Consider the following 17,615-nt stretch of genomic DNA (forward strand, 5'->3'; position numbering starts at 1 on the left):
TTAAAGAATAATAAATTTTAAATTTAACTTAAAGTTTTTACCTTTGCATCCCTAAAATAATATCACAGATGAAAAGGACATATCAACCTTCAAATAGAAAAAGAAGAAATAAGCACGGTTTCCGATCAAGAATGGAAACTCCAGGTGGTCGTTCTGTATTAGCCAGAAGAAGGGCTAAAGGCAGAAAGAAATTAACCGTTTCAAGCGAAAGAAGGCATAAAGCTTAATTTCAAAAACCTTAATCTACGAATAAGATGAAAATCAGAGTAGCAAAAAAGATTCAAAAGAATCAAGAGAATTTAAAGTACCACAAAAGCCAGCTTGTAAAAGCAGAAAATAAGGTGAAAAGGTACTCAAAGAATGCAGAAGCAGCCAAAAATTAATTTTTGGTGCTTCTCTTTTTTTAGAAATGTCCTGGCTGGTAAATTATATTGGTTTTCCATCAATACATTTCTGCTAATTTCTACTTCATAAGTATTTCTACTTAATAGATGGCTGACGATCCCGGTTTGCCTGTTTCTACGTTTGCTCAGACCTTTTCCAAGCAAGAAAGGTTAATAAGCAAAAAAGCAATCTCCCTATTATTTAAAGAAGGACGATCTTTTTTTAAATATCCCTATAAATTACTTTTTTCAGTAACTTCTGCTGAGGCCCAACTTCCCAAAGTTTTAATTTCTATTTCCAAGAAAAACTTTAAAAAGGCGGTTGACAGGAATAAACTAAAAAGACAAACAAGAGAAATTTATCGGAAAAACAAGTTCCTTTTTCAGCAGGAAGGAGAAAAATTTGTGCCCGAACATATCGGGTTGATATATGTGGGTAAAGAGAAGGAGGATTTTTCTGTTATGGAAAAAAGCATAAGTAAATTATTGAAAATGGTGGTTGAAAAATCCACAAAATAAATTTTCTACTTTTTAATAAACTTTTTTACCTGAAATCCCCTTTTAAATAAGTTAAATGATTTTTATCTTAGTAAAGTCAATAATTTTTTTTAAAAATTATTCATTAGGTAAAAGATATTTTATCAAATGCGTTGACATATTAAATGTGAACTAATATTGGCTTTTCAAGCATCTTTATTGAAGATTTGCCTCTCGCCAATAAGTCACCTTTTTTCAAACTGATTTCAGTTTGCTTAATATCATTTTTTGCGCCACAGCAAATTACATATAATTTGATTTTTTATGAGGATGCGTAGATTTAAAATCGCTATTATCAGTTTAATTTTTTTCACTTTTCTGGCATCTTTTGGTCCCAATGACAAGTATTTTGAGATAGCTAAAAACCTGGACATCTTCGCCACACTGTTTAAAGAAGTCAATAGATATTATGTAGATGAAGTAGATCCCACAGAGCTTGTAAATATTGGAATTAATTCCATGCTTAGTACGCTGGATCCATACACCAATTATATTCCCGAAGAACAAATAGATGATTACAGAACGATGACTACTGGAGAGTATGGGGGAATTGGGGCTGTAATTGGAAGAAAGAATAATAAAATAACGGTGCTTATGCCTAATGAAGGTTATGCAGCCGAAAAGGCGGGTGTTCAGATTGGAGATGAATTATTGAAAATTGATGGTCAGGAGGTGAAGGATCTGTCTATTTCTGAAATCAGTAAATTATTAAAAGGGAATGAAGGCTCTCCTCTCGAAATTACCTTAAAAAGGATGGGAAATCCCGAGTCATTTACTTTGAATTTAACAAGAGAAAGAATTCATTTAAATAATGTGCCGTATTATGGCCTGGTGGCAGATGATATTGGCTTTATTCAACTTACTGATTTTACCCAAAATGCCAGTAAGGAAGTTAAGAATGCCCTTATTGAATTAAAAAAAGAAGGGGCTAAAAAGATTATTCTTGATTTAAGAGGAAATCCTGGAGGGCTTTTGAGTGAGGCTATCAATATTGCAAATATTTTCCTTCCGAGAGGTTCAGAAGTTGTAAGTACCAGAGGAAAAATACAGGAATGGAACAAAACTCATCGCGCGCTTAATGCTCCTGTGGATACTGAAATACCAATTGCTGTTTTAATTAGTAAAAATAGTGCTTCAGCCGCAGAAATCGTTTCTGGAGTTATTCAGGATTACGACCGTGGGGTGCTGGTTGGGCACAGGTCATTTGGAAAAGGTCTTGTTCAGGCTACCAGACCATTGTCTTACAATTCTAAATTAAAAGTTACAGTTGCAAAATATCATATTCCAAGTGGAAGGTGTATTCAGGCAATTGATTATTCTCATAGAGATATTAACGGCTATGCCGATAAAGTACCTGATTCTTTAAGAGTAGCTTTTAAAACCAAAGGAGGCAGAACCGTGTATGATGGTGGAGGCGTGGATCCGGATATTCCTGTGGATAAGGAAAACTATGCTCCAATTGTATGGAGTCTTGTCAGTAAAGGTTTAATTTTCGACTATGCTACAGAGTTTAAACTCAAGCATGAATCTATCCCTCCTGCAAAGGAATTTAAACTGAGCCAGGAGGAGTTTAATAGTTTCGTTGCCTGGTTATCGGACAAGGAATATGACTATACAACCTCTGTAGAAAAAATGCTTGCAGAATTAATAGAAAATGCAAAAGCTGAGAAATATTATGAAGATATAAAAGGGCAGATCGATAATTTAGATGCAAAAATATCTCATAATAAAGAAACCGACCTTCAAAAATTTAAGGGGGAAATTATGGAGGTTTTAGAAAGGGAAATATCATCAAGATATTACCTGCAAACAGGAATAATTGAGTCTTCTTTTGATGATGATAATGAACTGGATGCTGCCATTGAACTTTTAAGTGATATGGATAATTATTACAGCATTTTAAGTGGGGAAGATTCTTAGATTAGTATAAATATCCTACTATAATAAATTCAAACCGGTGGAGTAATTTCATCGGTTTTCTTTTTTTACATTTAAAATACCTTCTAGCTCACCAAAATAAGATACACTGTATCCTCATTAGTATTAGTAAAAGTTCACTATACTCAAATGAAAAAAATTTTACTAATCACTTTATTTCAAATAATCCATATGTTGGCTGCAAACGCTCAGGAATTGCTAAATGGAGAATGGACAGGATACCTTACCCAACATATTATGGGATCAATTTCAGAATCCCCATTAGTGCTGAATATTACGCAGGAAAAGGATCAACTTTCCGGGATTGCCTATATAGAAGCTTCAGAATTTCTCAATATCAGTGCTAAAATGGATTTTAAAGGATATCTTCAGGGGGACAGCATAATTATTCAAGAAGATAAAATATTAGAGGGTGATGTGTTGGGAGATGGAGTTGGCTGGTGTATAAAAACGCTTGTCGTGAAGTTGGAAAGTTTTGAGGGGGGATACAAATTAGTTGGGAGATGGTCGGGAATAGAAGATGGTAATAATAAGGCATGTATTCCCGGTGAAGTTTTATTAGAAAAAGAAGGAGAGAAATTCTTTGGAACAATCCTGGATAGTCTTACGAATGCGCAAATTGAAGGAATTGCTTTCATTAGGGAAAAAGAAACGGGTAAAAAAATAAAAAGGGCTGAAACTGAAATGGGAGAGTTTCACTTTTCCCCGATTATTGGCCAGTCTTACCATCTCAATCTGACAGCAAAGGGTTATTACGATAAAGTGGTTTTTATTGACATCAATCAGTCTGATCAAGAAGAAAATTTTTACCTCAAAAAAATTGTAGCGGGTGATATCACCATTATGAATCACTTACAGTTCGAAAGGTCTAGTCCACAGGTTACAGAATCTTCAAAACCAAAACTAAAAGAATTTGCTGCTTTTTTAAGGCGAAACCCGAATTTAGAAGTAGAAATTGCCGGCCATACTTCTAATGAAGGAAGTGAGGTTCAGAATAAACTACTATCTTTTAACCGTGCTACAGCTGTGGTAAATATTTTAAAGGCAAGAGGGGTTAATCCTGACATGCTTATCCCAAAAGGATACGGAAGCGAGAAGCCTTTGGAAGACAATGCTACAGAAGAAGGTCGGATAAAAAACAGAAGAGTAGAATTCAAAATCTTATCCATTAAATAGTCTATTCCGCTGTACAACCTTTACAATTTCATGCTCTCATCTGGGAATTTGGAAATGGAAAGCTATCTTTGCGAGACATTTTAGCTGCCTGAAATCTAAACCAATAAGCCGTTTCACCACTAGATTTTATATTTCATTTCAAAAAACATCAAACATGGACAATGTAATTGTAAACCGAGCTGCAGATAATATTAGAGTACTCTCGGCTTCAATGGTAGAAAAAGCGAAATCAGGACACCCAGGAGGTGCAATGGGAGGTGCTGACTTTATTAATATCTTATTTTCCGAATTTCTTGTATTCGACCCTAAAGATCCTACCTGGAGATTTAGAGATAGATTTTTCCTTGATCCGGGACACATGTCTCCAATGTTGTATTCTACACTTTCTCTTATTGGAAATTATTCAATGGAGGATTTAGCTAATTTCAGGCAGTGGGGAAGCCCAACCCCTGGTCACCCGGAAGTTGATTTTAAAAGAGGTGTAGAAAATACTTCAGGGCCATTAGGACAGGGACATACATTTGCAGTGGGAGCTGCAATTGTTGAGCGGTTTTTGGCTGCCAGGTTTGGAGAATGGTCTGCTCATAAAACTTATGCTTTTATTTCAGATGGTGGTATTCAGGAAGAAATTTCACAGGGCGCAGGTAGAATTGCCGGATTTCTTGGCCTAAGCAACCTGGTCATGTTTTATGATTCTAATGATATCCAGCTTTCTTCCGAAACTGCTGATGTATCAGTAGAAGATACAGCTAAAAAATATGAAGCCTGGGGTTGGAATGCCATCACGATCGAAGGAAATGATCCGGATGCCATAAGAGCAGCGCTAACCGAAGCTTCAAATGAAACTGAAAAACCAACGCTTATTATTGGTAAAACCATAATGGGTAAAGGGGCAGTTACTGAGGAGGGTGAAAGTTTTGAAAGAAAAGTTTCTACTCATGGTATGCCTTTGGGAAGTGCAGGGGCTTCATTAGCTAAAACTATTGAAAACCTTGGAGGTGATCCTGAAGATCCATTTAAAATATTCCCTGAAGTTGCTGAATATTATGAAGGGGTAAAAGCCAAAAAAGCTAAAATAGTAGCAGAAAGAAAAGCTGCTCAGGAAGAATGGGAAAGTAATAATAAAGACCTTGCAGAAAAATTAGAATTATTTTTCTCAGGCGATATTCCTGAAATTGATTATAGTGAAATTACCCAAAAAGCAGGTGTAGCTACAAGAGCGGCTTCTTCTGCTGTACTTGCTCACTATGCTGAAAAGGTAGAAAACATGATCGTAATGTCTGCTGACCTTTCTAACAGTGACAAAACGGATGGTTTCCTAAAGAAAACAAGTATTTTCCGAAAAGGTGATTTCTCAGGAGCATTTTTACAGGCAGGTGTGGCTGAACTAACAATGGCCGCAATTGCCAACGGAATGGCTCTGCATGGTGGTGTTATTCCGGTTTGCGCTACTTTCTTTGTGTTTTCTGATTACATGAAGCCTGCATTCAGACTAGCTGCTTTAATGGAGCTTCCTGTAAAATATGTATGGACTCATGATGCTTTTAGAGTAGGAGAGGATGGCCCAACTCACCAGCCGGTGGAGCAGGAGGCACAGGTAAGGTTATTAGAGAAGCTGAAAAACCACTCTGGTGATATGAGTCTATTAGCTTTAAGACCAGCCGATGCCAATGAAACTACAATCGCATGGAAAATGGCCCTGGAGAATAAAAAAACACCTACTGCGCTAATTCTATCAAGACAGGGAATTAAAGATTTACCTGCTGCTACTTCAAGATTTGAAGAAGCTAAGCAAGCAGAAAAAGGTGCTTATGTAGTAGAAAGTGATTCAGATACTCCTGATATTGTTTTGGTGGCAAGCGGATCTGAAGTATCTACTTTAGTGGCAGGAGCCGAAAAACTCAGAGCTGAAAAAGGCCTTAAAGTCAGAATTGTTTCCGCCATTTCTGAAGGTTTATTCAGGAACCAGAGTAAAGATTACCAAGAAAGTGTAATTCCTTCCGGAGTTCCGGTTCTTGGTCTTACTGCTGGTTTACCTGTTACTTTACAAGGTCTTGTTGGACCTTTCGGAAAATCGATAGGTTTAGATCATTTTGGCCATTCAGCTCCAGCTGGTGTACTTGATGAAAAATTAGGTTATACCGGAGAAAATGTATTTAATCAGGTGAATATTTATCTGGAAGAATACAAAGGTTAAAAGGTACACTTATGACTAAAAAAAGGCGCCTGATTTAATATTAAGGCGCCTTTTGTGTTTTTTAAAGGGGTAATTCAAAATAAGTCTTATTGAGTTGAAAACCGTTAAAAATCATTAAAAAAAAATTTATTTGAAGCCTGGAACCCTTTTCTATCGTATGGGTTTATTAGTCGAGAGTGGGTATTCTAAAATATAAGACTGGATTTACCTATTTAAAACAATTTACAGGAATAAGTTTCTGAAATCCATTCATTTGGAATGTAGTCATTCCTGAAACTAATATAAATTAGTAGTACAAAAATTTGAACAAATGAGAAAAGTAGTAAAGCGGTTTATTTTTATTGTCCTGGGTGTGTCAGGTCTATTTCTGTTTAATGCCTGTTCACCAGGAAGTGGGAATATGGAACAATCTGAAGCTGAAAATACAGAGACGGAGCTGGAAGAAGCGGAGGAAAAACTTAGTCCGCTGACGAAAATATCCGGTAAAATTGATGGAGTAAAAATAAATATGCAATATGGGTCACCTGGAGTAAAGGGGAGAAAGATCTGGGGGGGACTGGAACCGTATGGACAAGTCTGGAGAACCGGAGCCAATGAAGCTACTTGGATAGAGTTTGATAGTGATGTATTGATCAATGGAGAAAAATTGCCAAAAGGAAAATATTCCCTTTTTACCATTCCTACCGAAAATGAATGGACACTGATTTTTAACAAAGTTTGGGACCAGTGGGGTGCCTACGAATATGACGAAAAGGAAGATGCACTAAGAGTGGTGGTTCAGCCTTCTCCATCTGAAGAATTGGAGGAAAGATTAAATTTTAGGATAAAAGAATCCGTAAATTTTAAATGGGAGAAAATTAAGTTTTCATTCAATGTGGAAAAGGATAAGGGTAATGCCTAACATAAATACCTCTCTGTAGGTCATGAATAATTCTACTTAAAAAGGCTTTTCTTCGGGAAAGCCTTTTTATTTTAAAGCAATTTTTAGATTTTAAGGGCAATTTTATTCAAAAATAAATTTTGAGTTGTTTTACAAACTTTTTCAAACGCTATAAGCTATGAAACCTACTTTTCTTTTCTTTTTTTTATCACTTTTAGTATTTCAATTATTTGCACAGGAAAAAGAATTGAAAAAAGGAATTTCCTATTTTCAGGAAGAGGAATACAAAAACGCTTTAATTCATCTGAATGAAGCTCTCTATGCCGACCCCTCCAATGTTGAAGCTAATTATTTTGCGGGAATTTGTCATATTTTACTTAATAGTCCCAAAAAAGGATTGGAATATTTAAAAAACCTGGAACCAAATGCAGAGACACTTGGAAAACCCAGGTATTACTATTGGCTGGGAATGGCCTATTATAAAAACCATTTGTTCGAAGATGCTAAATCCAATCTGTATAAATTTAAATCAGTAAACTCGAACGTAAAGGAGGACGATTTGCTCACCCAAACCCTGGCGAGTATAGAAAACGCCATTGAAGTTTATAAAAAACCAAAAGGGTTTATTGTGGATAACTTAGGCGAAACTATCAATTCCGATTCCCCCGAATATAACAGCATATTATCTAAAAATCAGGAAAAGATTCTGTTTACAAGAAGAAGTGGAAATCCAGAGAAAAAAGCCAAAGATATGGAAACAGAAACCATATATGCTTCTTTTTTAGACGAATACAATTTGTGGACAACCCCGAAAAAGGAAGAGCTGGACTTTAAAGTGAAAGGGGATAATGTGGCCACCATTCAGCTTTTTGGCAATGATCAGAAAATGATTATCTATCAGAATGAGGATCTGTATATTTCCGAGTATTTTGCCGGGGAGTGGGAGAAACCAGTGCCTCTTGGGAATCATATCAATACTTCTGGGTATGAATCACATGCCTGTATAACTGAAGATGGGAGCACCATAGTTTTTTCTTCTAATGGATATAATCCCAAAGGTGATTTAGATTTATTTATCGCTTTTAATAAAGGTAATGGAAAATGGGGAAAGCCTTTTCCTCTGGCGGAATTAAACACAGAATATGATGAAGATGCGCCATTTTTGGATAAAAACGGAGTTCTTTACTTTAGTTCAAAAGGACATAGTTCTATTGGCGGTTTCGATATTTTTAAATCTACCCATCACCGCACTGCAAAAGTTTGGTCTACCCCTGAAAATCTTGGATATCCCATTAATTCAGTAGGAGATGATATCTTCTTTAGTGTTTACAACGATATTGGATTTTTTACTTCAAATCGTAGTGGAGGTTTTGGTGCGGAGGATATTTACAAAGCATACCTTTTTGAAGAAGTAGTATTGAAAGGTAGGGTAATTGATTTAGCCTCACAAAAACCGGTTCCAAATGCTACTGTAGTATTTATAGGTAAACAAAAAGAGATTGAGGCCTTTCCAAATGAATCAGGCGAGTTTCAGATAAATTTACCCTTTAGAGAAAAATTTACTACTAAAATTTTTGTAGGGGATCAATTGAAATCCGAACAATATTTCCAACCTGAAATTTCTGATGATCATTCCCGAATAATAGAACAAAATTTTGAAATAGATCTCCTTCATGAAATGCTGAATGGAATTACCATTAAAGGTGTGGTTTATTCAAACGAATCCAGACAACCACTTGAAGCAGTAGTTAAGCTGATCAATAATCAAAATAACAAGGAAGTAACCAGTACTGTCACAGATTCTGATGGGAATTTTTCTATGAGAGTAACAGATAATCAGGGTGATTATTCCTTAAAAACCAGTTCGAAGGCACATTTAACCAAGGATACTCAATTTTTTCTTTCAAACGCTAGGGCTGGGATTATAGATGAAATAATCCTGTTAGATCCCACTGATGCCAGTGCCCCATTGGTGGTTAAAAATATTTATTTCGACTTTAATTCCTCCATTTTAAAGGAATTGTCCTATAGTAGCCTTGATCAAATGGCTCAATTTCTTAAAGATAACCCATCTATCGAAATAGAAATTTCCGGGCATACTGATAATGTGGGAGACCCGGCTTATAATTTAATTCTATCTGAAAGAAGAGCAAAAGCAGTTGTGCAATATTTGAGAAGTAAGGGAATTGATCCAGAAAGAATGACTGCCAAAGGCTATGGGGACCAAGTGCCCAGGGTGAGTAATGATGATGAGAAAGATGGAAGAGAAATTAACCGAAGGATAGAACTCAAAATTACCGGAAACAAAGATCAATTGGGCAATTAGCAAAAATAAAGATGTTGATGTAAAAAAGGCATTCCAAATTTGGAATGCCCTTTTGCCCTATAATTGTAAACTATATCAATCTTTATTTGATTGTATAACTTTGTTCTGTAACGTTTCCATTCGAAGAAATGCTCACAGTGTAATTTCCCTTATCTAGAGGGGCTAAATTGAACAAGCTGCTAAAATTTTCTGTATCGAATAAAGTTTTGTCGTAAAGATTCTTTCCTTTTTCATCAGTGATTGAAATTTTCACAGGGTTAGTAGCATTTTGGAAAGCAATTCTGATTTTATTATTAGTTGCTGAAGCAGACAGATAGCTTTCAAATGTCTTCACTTGTTTTTTCCCTACAAATATTTTATGCTGAGTTTCAAATTCTCCTGACTTTATTTTTACGAAATAAACACCATTTCCAATTTTACCTAAATCATAATTTCTTTTTAATTCGGTATTGTTTCTCTGGATATCAGTAAAAATTAAATTTTTCTTGTCATCATAAATTTTGATGGTCACTTTCTCCTTTCCTTTTTTCTCATAAGCCACTCTGATTTTGGTAGTGTTTTTTAAAGGGTAGATGCTATATTGAATATTAGAAGATTCTTTAATTTTCTTGTCATCAATAGGATCGTTTCCCGTATTAGTATTCGCAAAAACTGCGGCTGAGGATGAGAATAAAATAGCAAAAATTAAAGTCTTGGCAATTGTTCCGATAATTGATTTCATGGTAGCAAAATTTGTTTTTATAAAAATTAATCTGACGAAAAGGAGTTTTCCAATAGAAATGCCAATAAGTGTAAGGTATTGATTTTTAGATGTTTATGAAGATTTAGTTGAGGTGACTGGAAATGAGATTTGTTCGGATCTGAACACACCCTGTTGGAAAACCGGACAACTTTAAGTGAAAAAAGTATAATTTGGAGGGAAAACTCTTATAGATTAGAGAAAGGAAAGCTCATCCTATCCTCAAAAATAAAAAAGCTAACCCTGATCCAGGATTAGCTTCTTTAAGGAATGAATGTTTTGTTGGGTTGGTTATACGTAATTATGCAGCATAATTGGCATTACCAACATTAAAATATCTTCGTTCTGATCTACATCCACAGGCACAATTAAACCTGCACTGCTAGGCTCAGATAACTGGAAGGTTACTTTTTCTGAGTAAAGATTATTCAGGATTTCAATTAAAAATTTTGCATTAAATCCAATTTCAATATCCTGCCCTTCATGGTCGCAGAATAACCTTTCAGATGCTTCATTGGAAAAATCAAGGTCTTCAGCAGATACCTGAATTTCATTTCCTGTAATTTTAAACCTTACCTGGTTGGTAGATTTATTGGCATAAATAACTATTCTTTTTAAAGTACTTAGCAATTCCCCACGGTCCATGGTCACCATATTGTCATTATTTAAGGGAATTACGTTTTCATAATCCGGGAATCTTTCATCAATAAGCCTGCAGATCAGCTTTATTTCACCGAAAGAAAAAATAGCATTCGAACTGTTAAATTCCAAAGTCAGTGGAGTATCGTCCGATGGTAATGAAGCTTTAAGTAAGGTAAGCGCTTTTTTATGAATAATGATGGCCGTTTCAAAATCAGATTTTAAGTCAGTTCTTCTATATCTGATCAGTCTGTGGCTATCCGAAGAAACAAAATTGGCCTGTGTTTCAGTAATATTGAAGTAAACCCCATTCATGGCGGGTTTCATTTCATCATTACTTGTGGCAAATAGTGTATAGGCAATTGCTTCAGTCATTACACTAGTAGGTATCTCTATAGATTCAGATCGGCCAAGCTCAGGTACTTTCGGGAAATCAGTAGCATTTTCCCCTGCAAGTTTATACCTACCATTATCCGAACTAATTTCCACACTGTAAGACTCAAAATCGATAGTGAAAGTGACTGGCTGCTCAGGTAAATTTCTAAGTGTTTCGGCCAGCATTTTTGCAGGTATGGCTACACTTCCATCTTCTTCGGCCTCCACATTAATCTGGGTAATAATTGATGTCTGAAGATCAGATGCAGTAATACTTAGTTTTCCGTCCTTTATTTCAAATAAAAAATTTTCCAAAATAGGTACGATCGGATTGGAGGGAATTACTCCTGAAATCGCAGATATTTGTTTTAATAAAGCGGAGGTGGATACAATGAATTTCATAAATGCTACTAGATTTTATCAAAGCGAAATCTCTCGCCTATGATGACCTACTGAATGTTTACGTAAAAATAAAATTTTTTTTAAATATTTTTTACTCAATATGCAAATGCCCAAAAATAAATTTATTTAAATTTAAGCAATATCAAGGTAATTACTAAGAATTAGTTTGTTCACAATTAATTAATTCAGGAAAAACTTTAGAAACCTGGTTTACCTGACGGCAAATTGATTTCAAAAAAAAATATTTATTCCCTGAGAAAAATGGGCATAAAACTGACCATTTGCATCTTCGCAGATTGTGCCTGGTTTATCCTCGCAAATTAACAGTTTTCTTGTTAAATAATGGATAAAATTATTTGAATGGATTCGAAATAACTGCCATCGAATGGCTTTTTAAAGTTATGCAAATCCGAGCTTTTCCCTAACTTTTTGTAAAACTTCCTGAGCTACTTTTCTGGCTTTTGCCTCTCCAGCCTGTAATTTTTCCTCCAGCACATCGGTATTTTCCATATAATAGTTGAACAACTCTCTCTCCTTTTGAAATTTTTTAATAATCAGGTTCAGCAATTCTTTTTTGGCATGGCCATAGCCAAAATTTCCTGCAATATATTTTTCCCTTAGCTGAGCATTTTGCTCGTCATTTCCAATTAGGGAATAAATTTTAAAAACATTGCAAGTATCCGGATCTTTTGGTTCCTCAAGGGTTTTGCTATCTGTTTCAATTTTAAAAACCTGCTTTTTCAAAGCTTTTTCAGGAAGAAAAATATCAATATAATTATTATAGGATTTACTCATTTTCCGGCCATCAACGCCCGGAATGGTCATGATACTTTCATTAATTTTGGCCTCGGGAACCACAAAAGTCTCCCCATATTTTATATTAAAACCATTTGCAATATCCCTGGTAATTTCCAAATGTTGTTGCTGATCTTTTCCTACAGGAACAAAATTGGCATTGTACAAAATAATATCACAGGCCATCAGCACAGGATAGGTAAAAAGCCCCGCATTAACATCGGACAAATTTTCGGCTTTATCTTTAAAAGAATGTGCATTGGCCAGCATGGGATATGGCGTGAAACAGTTCATGTACCAGGTCAGTTCGCATACCTCAGTTACTCTTGATTGGCGGTAAAAAGTGTTTTTCTCGGTATCAAATCCAAAAGCCAACCATGCAGCTGCCACAGCATAAACGTTTTGTTTTCTTTCTTCAGCATTTTTAATGGTGGTGAGCGAATGCAAATCTGCAATAAAGAAAAACGAGTCGTTTTCTGGCTGGCGTGAAAGCTCAATGGCAGGTTGAATTGCCCCTAACAAATTCCCCATATGAGGTTTTCCACTACTCTGTATTCCTGTTAAAATTCTTGCCATTAGTTAAGTTAAATTATCATTTTTCCTACTGGAAAAAGTACAGTTTAATATCCGGTAAAATTAATTCCAATTCGTAAATTTAGGCAAAAGTAGAAATAAACGAAATTTTTAAAATGGCTGTGATAAAAAAAGTAAAAGGAATTGGTCCAAGTTGGGGAAATGAATGTTTTATAGCTGAAAATGCTACAATAGTAGGCGATGTAAAAATGGGGGACCAATGTAGTGTGTGGTTCAATGCTGTGGTTCGGGGTGATGTGAATTCCATAACCATTGGCAATAAAACTAATATTCAGGATGGTGCCATCATTCACTGTACTTATCAAAAAGCAAAAACAGTGATTGGCAACAATGTTTCTATTGGACATAATGCCATTATTCATGGTTGTACAGTAGAAGATAATGCGTTGGTAGGAATGGGAGCGATTGTGATGGATCATGCGGTGGTCCAATCAGAGGCTTTAATTGCGGCTGGAGCAGTGGTTTTGGAAAACACTATTGTGGAAGCAGGATATCTTTATGCCGGAGTGCCCGCAAAGAAAATTAAACCGGTGGATGATGAATTGAGAAAAGTTTTTGAAAGAACTGCAAATAATTATGTAATGTATTCCAAATGGTTTGATGAAGATTGAGAGATACTTTCATGAAGAGCGGGAGAAGGGAATAAGCTTATTCATTATTCTCCCCAATTTCATTTTCTTCTTCAGTAAAATCTTTTGGCAGGGGTAATTCATCCAGATGATTTATGCCAAAATACTCCAGAAATTTTTCAGATGTACCATAAAGAATAGGCTTGCCCACTCCATCTGATTTTCCTTTTATATCTATCAATTCTTTTTCCAGCAACTTTTTAACGGCATAATCGCAGTTTACTCCTCTTATCTGTTCTATTTGCCCTTTGGTGATAGGTTGTTTATAAGCGATAATCGAAAGGGTTTCCAGAGCACTATTCGAAAGTCTTTTCTTGGATTTTTGCTTGAGTAATATTCCTATACTTGCCTGGAAAGCCGGCTTGGTCATAAACTGATATCCACCTGAGGCTTTTATGATCTCAAATGAATATTGATCTGTTTGATATTTCTCAATCAGGATATTTATTGCATTGGTTATATCATCCTCAGGCACTTCGGAATCAAACATTTCCGAAAGGCAGGTTTTCAATTCTTCTGTTTTTATAGCCTGTGGAGAACAAAATATCAATGCTTCTATATGTCTTTGCAAAAAATCCATTGGAGTAAATATTCTTTATTTGAGGAATTTTAACATCAGGCCAAAGGCCTTCCATTTCAAATCCTACAAACATATAAAGTTTTAGGATATAAAAAATGGCTTATACTTTAATTGTATAAACCATTTTTTTAAGAAGGAAGAAGATAGAAATTACTTCCTGTTTAATTTAGCTTCGATAGAATGTTGAGTATGAGGCACGGCTCTAAGTCTCTCTTTACTGATGAGATTACCAGTATCAATGCAGATCCCATATGTACCATTCTTGATTCTGATTAATGCATTTTCAAGCTGGGACATGTACTTTTGGGTTCTGGCCGCAAGTTGGTTAAGTTGTTCTTTTTCGAGTGCATCTGCTCCATCCTCAAGGGTTTTTGCTCCAGTATGGTTGTTGTCATAACCACTAGCGCCTTTTTTAATGGAAACTTTCAGATGGGCAAGCTCGTTTTTTGACCTAGCCAACTTATCCAAAAGAAGCTCCTCAAACTCCTTCAATTCTTCTCTTGAATATCGTTGTTGTTCAGCAGCCATAAAATTTAAATTTAAGTTATGGATAAAATATTGCGAAGTTATAATACTTCCTTGTATTAAACAAAGTATAGACAAAAATTGTCCTTTATTTATATTATACTATTAAAAAAAATGAAATGTTACCAAATAAAGGTTAATTTATATAAGAATAACTACTTAATTCGGAATAAGTACCACTTTCTAACACCTTAAATACACTAAACTTTCCCAAGTCTAAATTGTTCCAACCTTCTGAGACGTTACCATTTTAAAAGACTGGATAGAATGAATCACCTTGAATTTGGAAAAAAAGGAGAAGACCTTGCCGTAAAATTTCTCCTGGAAAAAAAATATAAAATCTTAGATAGAAATTTCAGACATAAAAGGGGAGAAATTGACATTATCGCGGAGAAAGGAAATTTTGTTGTTTTTTTTGAGGTAAAAACCCGGTCTAACACTAAATTTGGCAACCCGGAGGAGGCGGTAGATCTGAAGAAAGAAAAACTAATAAAGGAAACAGCTGAATATTTTTTAAGTAAAAAAACTAAAATTCATTTTATTAGGTTTGATATTATTGCAATCACCAAAACCAACCACAATTTTGACCTGCTTCATCTGAAGGATGTCTTTTAAACAAATTAGATTTTTTGCAGATGTTTTTCTGCAAAAAGGTGCTGAAATCAGGATGAATGAACTAGTAAAAGCACCTTATTTTTTTATACTTTTTTAAACTGATGATTTTAAATGTTTGGAGCTATAACCCCTGTTGTTCGAAATCTTCTTATTATTAATATTGGCATTTATCTCATAGAAAACTTTATGGGGATCCCGTTTTCCGACTGGTTCTCTGTGAAATATATTTTTTCTGAGTCGTTCCAGCCCTATCAGGTTTTTACCTATATGTTTGTTCATGCAGGTTTTGGCCACCTTTTCGGCAATATGATCGGATTATTTTTTTTCGGGCCAATAATGGAAAATTACTTCGGCTCCAATAAGTTTCTTATTTTTTATCTTGTTTGTGGAATTGGAGCAGGATTTCTTCACAATGCCATAGATTACCTTGAAGTTCAACAATTAGAAAGTGCCATTGCTTCTTTTAAAGCAGCCCCTTCTCCGGAGAAATTCCTGGCATTTGCCAATAAATTTGCAGATGGCTTTACCGATCCAAGGTTTAGAGATTTGTACGATCTGGTAAATAAAGTTTATCCCGAAAATCCAAATGATGCTATTGTATTAAATAATGTCAATGGAGTAATGGAGTCTTTTAGAGACAGAATTGTGTATTTAAGTAGTATGCTTGGAGCTTCAGGAGCTGTATTTGGAATTTTATTTGGTTTCGGGTTTTTATATCCAAATATGGAGGTAAGGCTTCTGTTTTTTCCTTTTTTCCCAATTAAGGCGATTTACCTGATTACCGGCTTTGTCGCTTTTGAAATTTATGGTATTCTGGAAAGAAATCCGAATGATAATATAGCCCATTTTGCCCATATAGGGGGCATGTTATTCGCGTTTATTTTAATTAAATTTGACTTACTTAAAGTAAATTAAGCACTTGATTAAAGTTTGTAATAAATAGGTGTTTTTTTAGACTAAAAGGATACGGTTTAATTTCAAACAAATTATGATTATTCATAAGATTACCAGTTGAATTACGTAATGAATGGAGGAGATTAGAAACCTAATATATTTTCCTCCTGTTTATAGAAGAGTAACTTGATTACAAAATACAAGTGGCAAATTCAGATTTTTTTATATTAATTGCCATAACTGATTAGAAATAAGCGAAAGCCAACCATAAGTAAATTATATTTGCTATGGTTCTGGTGCTTTAAGACTTTTTTTATACCATGAAAACCTTTATAGACGACTTTAAATATACGTGGAACAAGCCCAATAACAGCCTTGTGAAGTTGATCATTATCAATGTGATTGTTTGGGTATTTCTTAATCTTTGTTTTTTCATTTCTGCAATCTCAAAGAATAATGGTTTTTTCGATTTCTTTTATGAAAACCTGGCTATTCATTCTTCACCTTCTAAATTTCTTTTTAAGCCCTGGACAATTATAACTTATTTTTTCACTCATCATGGTTTTTTCCACATCCTTTATAATATGATTTTCATGTTCTGGTTTGGAAAAATAATTGAAGAATTTCTGGGGAGCAATAAATTAAAAGCTATTTACATAATTGGCGGTCTTGCCGGTGGTATTACATTTATTCTTTCCTACAACTTACTTGGCTATGGAAATTCAACTATGGTAGGAGCTTCTGCCGGTGTTTTTGCCATTGTAGTAGGAGCTGCTACTTTTCAGCCGGATTATCGCATGTACCTGATTTTTATAGGTCCGGTAAAAATTAAATATGTAGCCGCTGTTGCAGTGTTTACCTCTTTTATAGCACTTCCGGTTCAAAATACCGGTGGAAATATAGCCCATATGGCTGGTGCTCTGGTTGGGTTTTTATTTATTATCCAACTACAAAAAGGAAATGACTGGAGTAAGCCGGTAACCGCATCACTGGATTTTCTGGCCAATTTATTTAAGCCTCGTTCCAAAATAAAAATTACCTATAAGAAAAAAGCTAATAATATTCCTAAAAATAAGGTAAAAACCGGTCCGGGAATGCCAGATCAGGCGGTGGTTGATGCTATTCTGGATAAAATTTCTGATACGGGTTATGAAAAACTTACCAAAGAAGAAAAGCAGATTTTGTTCAAGGCAAGTCAAAATCAGAAGAAAAGTGAATAAAAAAAGGGCGTAAGCCAGTCATGGTCGGAAGAAATTCCGACCATTTTTAATTTTAAAGATTCGTTCCGGGTTACCTCCAGCTAGATAAATCATAATGGCAATAGCAAGTTCTCTTATTTCGGTTTTAAACCTTCTTTTAGCAGTTTTATAACCAATATTATTAGCTTTTTT

The 17,615-nt window shown here is 35.0% G+C and carries 16 protein-coding genes; 11 read left to right on the forward strand and 5 right to left on the reverse strand.

Translation table 11 applies throughout. The annotated features are described in order from the left end of the window. Window positions 1-68: 68 nt before the first annotated feature. From rpmH to A3EM_RS0135085, 7 genes are all read left to right on the forward strand, one after another. Window positions 69-227, forward strand: coding sequence for a 50S ribosomal protein L34 (gene rpmH, locus A3EM_RS44620; protein ID WP_044240694.1), 159 nt, complete (start codon window positions 69-71; stop codon window positions 225-227). Window positions 228-491: 264 nt separating this feature from the next. Next, entirely contained in the window at window positions 492-902 is a 411-nt protein-coding gene (gene rnpA, locus A3EM_RS0135060) for a ribonuclease P protein component (protein ID WP_020532934.1), read from the forward strand. Window positions 903-1,190: 288 nt separating this feature from the next. Further along, a complete protein-coding gene (locus tag A3EM_RS0135065) occupies window positions 1,191-2,840 on the forward strand; it encodes a S41 family peptidase (protein ID WP_020532935.1) in 1,650 nt (549 codons plus the stop codon). A 147-nt stretch (window positions 2,841-2,987) separates the two neighbouring features. Then, window positions 2,988-4,034: an OmpA family protein gene (locus A3EM_RS0135070; protein ID WP_083925362.1), complete on the forward strand. Its 1,047-nt coding sequence runs from the start codon at window positions 2,988-2,990 to the stop codon at window positions 4,032-4,034. A gap of 154 nt (window positions 4,035-4,188) precedes the next feature. Then, complete coding sequence (locus tag A3EM_RS0135075) at window positions 4,189-6,231, forward strand: transketolase family protein (protein WP_020532937.1); 2,043 nt, start codon at window positions 4,189-4,191, stop codon at window positions 6,229-6,231. A 310-nt stretch (window positions 6,232-6,541) separates the two neighbouring features. After that, window positions 6,542-7,132, forward strand: a complete 591-nt coding sequence (locus tag A3EM_RS44625) for a DUF2911 domain-containing protein (protein WP_020532938.1) — start codon at window positions 6,542-6,544, stop codon at window positions 7,130-7,132. A gap of 157 nt (window positions 7,133-7,289) precedes the next feature. Next, the gene (locus A3EM_RS0135085) at window positions 7,290-9,437 is read left to right on the forward strand and encodes an OmpA family protein (protein WP_020532939.1); all 2,148 of its coding nucleotides are present in this window, start codon (window positions 7,290-7,292) and stop codon (window positions 9,435-9,437) included. Between the two features lie 82 nt (window positions 9,438-9,519). Here the strand turns inward: A3EM_RS0135085 and A3EM_RS0135090 are convergent, their stop codons facing one another. The 3 genes from A3EM_RS0135090 to trpS all read right to left on the reverse strand — a co-directional run bounded on the left by A3EM_RS0135090 (window position 9,520) and on the right by trpS (window position 12,963). Beyond that, the gene (locus A3EM_RS0135090; protein WP_020532940.1) at window positions 9,520-10,158 is read right to left on the reverse strand and encodes a DUF3244 domain-containing protein; all 639 of its coding nucleotides are present in this window, start codon (window positions 10,156-10,158) and stop codon (window positions 9,520-9,522) included. 309 nt (window positions 10,159-10,467) lie between these two features. Next, window positions 10,468-11,592, reverse strand: a complete 1,125-nt coding sequence (gene dnaN / locus A3EM_RS0135100; protein WP_020532942.1) for a DNA polymerase III subunit beta — start codon at window positions 11,590-11,592, stop codon at window positions 10,468-10,470. Between the two features lie 399 nt (window positions 11,593-11,991). After that, window positions 11,992-12,963 (reverse strand): tryptophan--tRNA ligase, encoded by a 972-nt coding sequence (gene trpS / locus A3EM_RS0135105; RefSeq protein WP_020532943.1) that lies wholly within the window; start codon window positions 12,961-12,963, stop codon window positions 11,992-11,994. Window positions 12,964-13,076: 113 nt separating this feature from the next. Between trpS and A3EM_RS0135110 the strand changes: the two genes are divergently transcribed. Next, complete coding sequence (locus A3EM_RS0135110; RefSeq protein ID WP_020532944.1) at window positions 13,077-13,592, forward strand: gamma carbonic anhydrase family protein; 516 nt, start codon at window positions 13,077-13,079, stop codon at window positions 13,590-13,592. Between the two features lie 37 nt (window positions 13,593-13,629). On the opposite strand, the gene scpB is transcribed toward A3EM_RS0135110, so the two are convergent. Both scpB and A3EM_RS0135125 read right to left on the reverse strand, forming a co-directional pair. After that, the gene (scpB, locus tag A3EM_RS0135115) at window positions 13,630-14,190 is read right to left on the reverse strand and encodes an SMC-Scp complex subunit ScpB (protein WP_083925363.1); all 561 of its coding nucleotides are present in this window, start codon (window positions 14,188-14,190) and stop codon (window positions 13,630-13,632) included. A 150-nt stretch (window positions 14,191-14,340) separates the two neighbouring features. After that, window positions 14,341-14,718 (reverse strand): TraR/DksA family transcriptional regulator, encoded by a 378-nt coding sequence (locus tag A3EM_RS0135125; RefSeq protein ID WP_020532947.1) that lies wholly within the window; start codon window positions 14,716-14,718, stop codon window positions 14,341-14,343. Between the two features lie 264 nt (window positions 14,719-14,982). On the opposite strand from A3EM_RS0135125, the gene A3EM_RS0135130 reads away from it, so the two are divergent. The 3 genes from A3EM_RS0135130 (at window position 14,983) to A3EM_RS0135145 (ending at window position 17,444) form a co-directional block, all read left to right on the forward strand. After that, window positions 14,983-15,330 (forward strand): YraN family protein, encoded by a 348-nt coding sequence (locus A3EM_RS0135130; RefSeq protein WP_020532948.1) that lies wholly within the window; start codon window positions 14,983-14,985, stop codon window positions 15,328-15,330. Window positions 15,331-15,441: 111 nt separating this feature from the next. Then, on the forward strand, window positions 15,442-16,245 hold the full coding sequence (locus A3EM_RS0135140; protein WP_020532950.1) for a rhomboid family intramembrane serine protease: 804 nt from the start codon (window positions 15,442-15,444) through the stop codon (window positions 16,243-16,245). A gap of 299 nt (window positions 16,246-16,544) precedes the next feature. Then, window positions 16,545-17,444 carry a rhomboid family protein gene (locus A3EM_RS0135145; protein WP_020532951.1) on the forward strand — a complete coding sequence of 300 codons (900 nt, stop codon included), beginning with the start codon at window positions 16,545-16,547 and terminating at the stop codon, window positions 17,442-17,444. Window positions 17,445-17,615: the final 171 nt, after the last annotated feature.

The organism is Flexithrix dorotheae DSM 6795, from assembly GCF_000379765.1.
GTDB classification, from domain to species: Bacteria; Bacteroidota; Bacteroidia; order Cytophagales; family Flammeovirgaceae; genus Flexithrix; species Flexithrix dorotheae.

Bases quoted from the DNA above. Each gene is read 5' to 3' on its own strand.
- rpmH (WP_044240694.1), top strand. From the start codon at position 69: ATGAAAAGGACATATCAACCTTCAAATAGAAAAAGAAGAAATAAGCAC.
- rnpA (WP_020532934.1), top strand. From the start codon at position 492: ATGGCTGACGATCCCGGTTTGCCTGTTTCTACGTTTGCTCAGACCTTT.
- A3EM_RS0135065 (WP_020532935.1), top strand. From the start codon at position 1,191: ATGCGTAGATTTAAAATCGCTATTATCAGTTTAATTTTTTTCACTTTT.
- A3EM_RS0135070 (WP_083925362.1), top strand. From the start codon at position 2,988: ATGAAAAAAATTTTACTAATCACTTTATTTCAAATAATCCATATGTTG.
- A3EM_RS0135075 (WP_020532937.1), top strand. From the start codon at position 4,189: ATGGACAATGTAATTGTAAACCGAGCTGCAGATAATATTAGAGTACTC.
- A3EM_RS44625 (WP_020532938.1), top strand. From the start codon at position 6,542: ATGAGAAAAGTAGTAAAGCGGTTTATTTTTATTGTCCTGGGTGTGTCA.
- A3EM_RS0135085 (WP_020532939.1), top strand. From the start codon at position 7,290: ATGAAACCTACTTTTCTTTTCTTTTTTTTATCACTTTTAGTATTTCAA.
- A3EM_RS0135090 (WP_020532940.1), bottom strand. From the start codon at position 10,158: ATGAAATCAATTATCGGAACAATTGCCAAGACTTTAATTTTTGCTATT.
- dnaN (WP_020532942.1), bottom strand. From the start codon at position 11,592: ATGAAATTCATTGTATCCACCTCCGCTTTATTAAAACAAATATCTGCG.
- trpS (WP_020532943.1), bottom strand. From the start codon at position 12,963: ATGGCAAGAATTTTAACAGGAATACAGAGTAGTGGAAAACCTCATATG.
- A3EM_RS0135110 (WP_020532944.1), top strand. From the start codon at position 13,077: ATGGCTGTGATAAAAAAAGTAAAAGGAATTGGTCCAAGTTGGGGAAAT.
- scpB (WP_083925363.1), bottom strand. From the start codon at position 14,190: ATGGATTTTTTGCAAAGACATATAGAAGCATTGATATTTTGTTCTCCA.
- A3EM_RS0135125 (WP_020532947.1), bottom strand. From the start codon at position 14,718: ATGGCTGCTGAACAACAACGATATTCAAGAGAAGAATTGAAGGAGTTT.
- A3EM_RS0135130 (WP_020532948.1), top strand. From the start codon at position 14,983: ATGAATCACCTTGAATTTGGAAAAAAAGGAGAAGACCTTGCCGTAAAA.
- A3EM_RS0135140 (WP_020532950.1), top strand. From the start codon at position 15,442: ATGTTTGGAGCTATAACCCCTGTTGTTCGAAATCTTCTTATTATTAAT.
- A3EM_RS0135145 (WP_020532951.1), top strand. From the start codon at position 16,545: ATGAAAACCTTTATAGACGACTTTAAATATACGTGGAACAAGCCCAAT.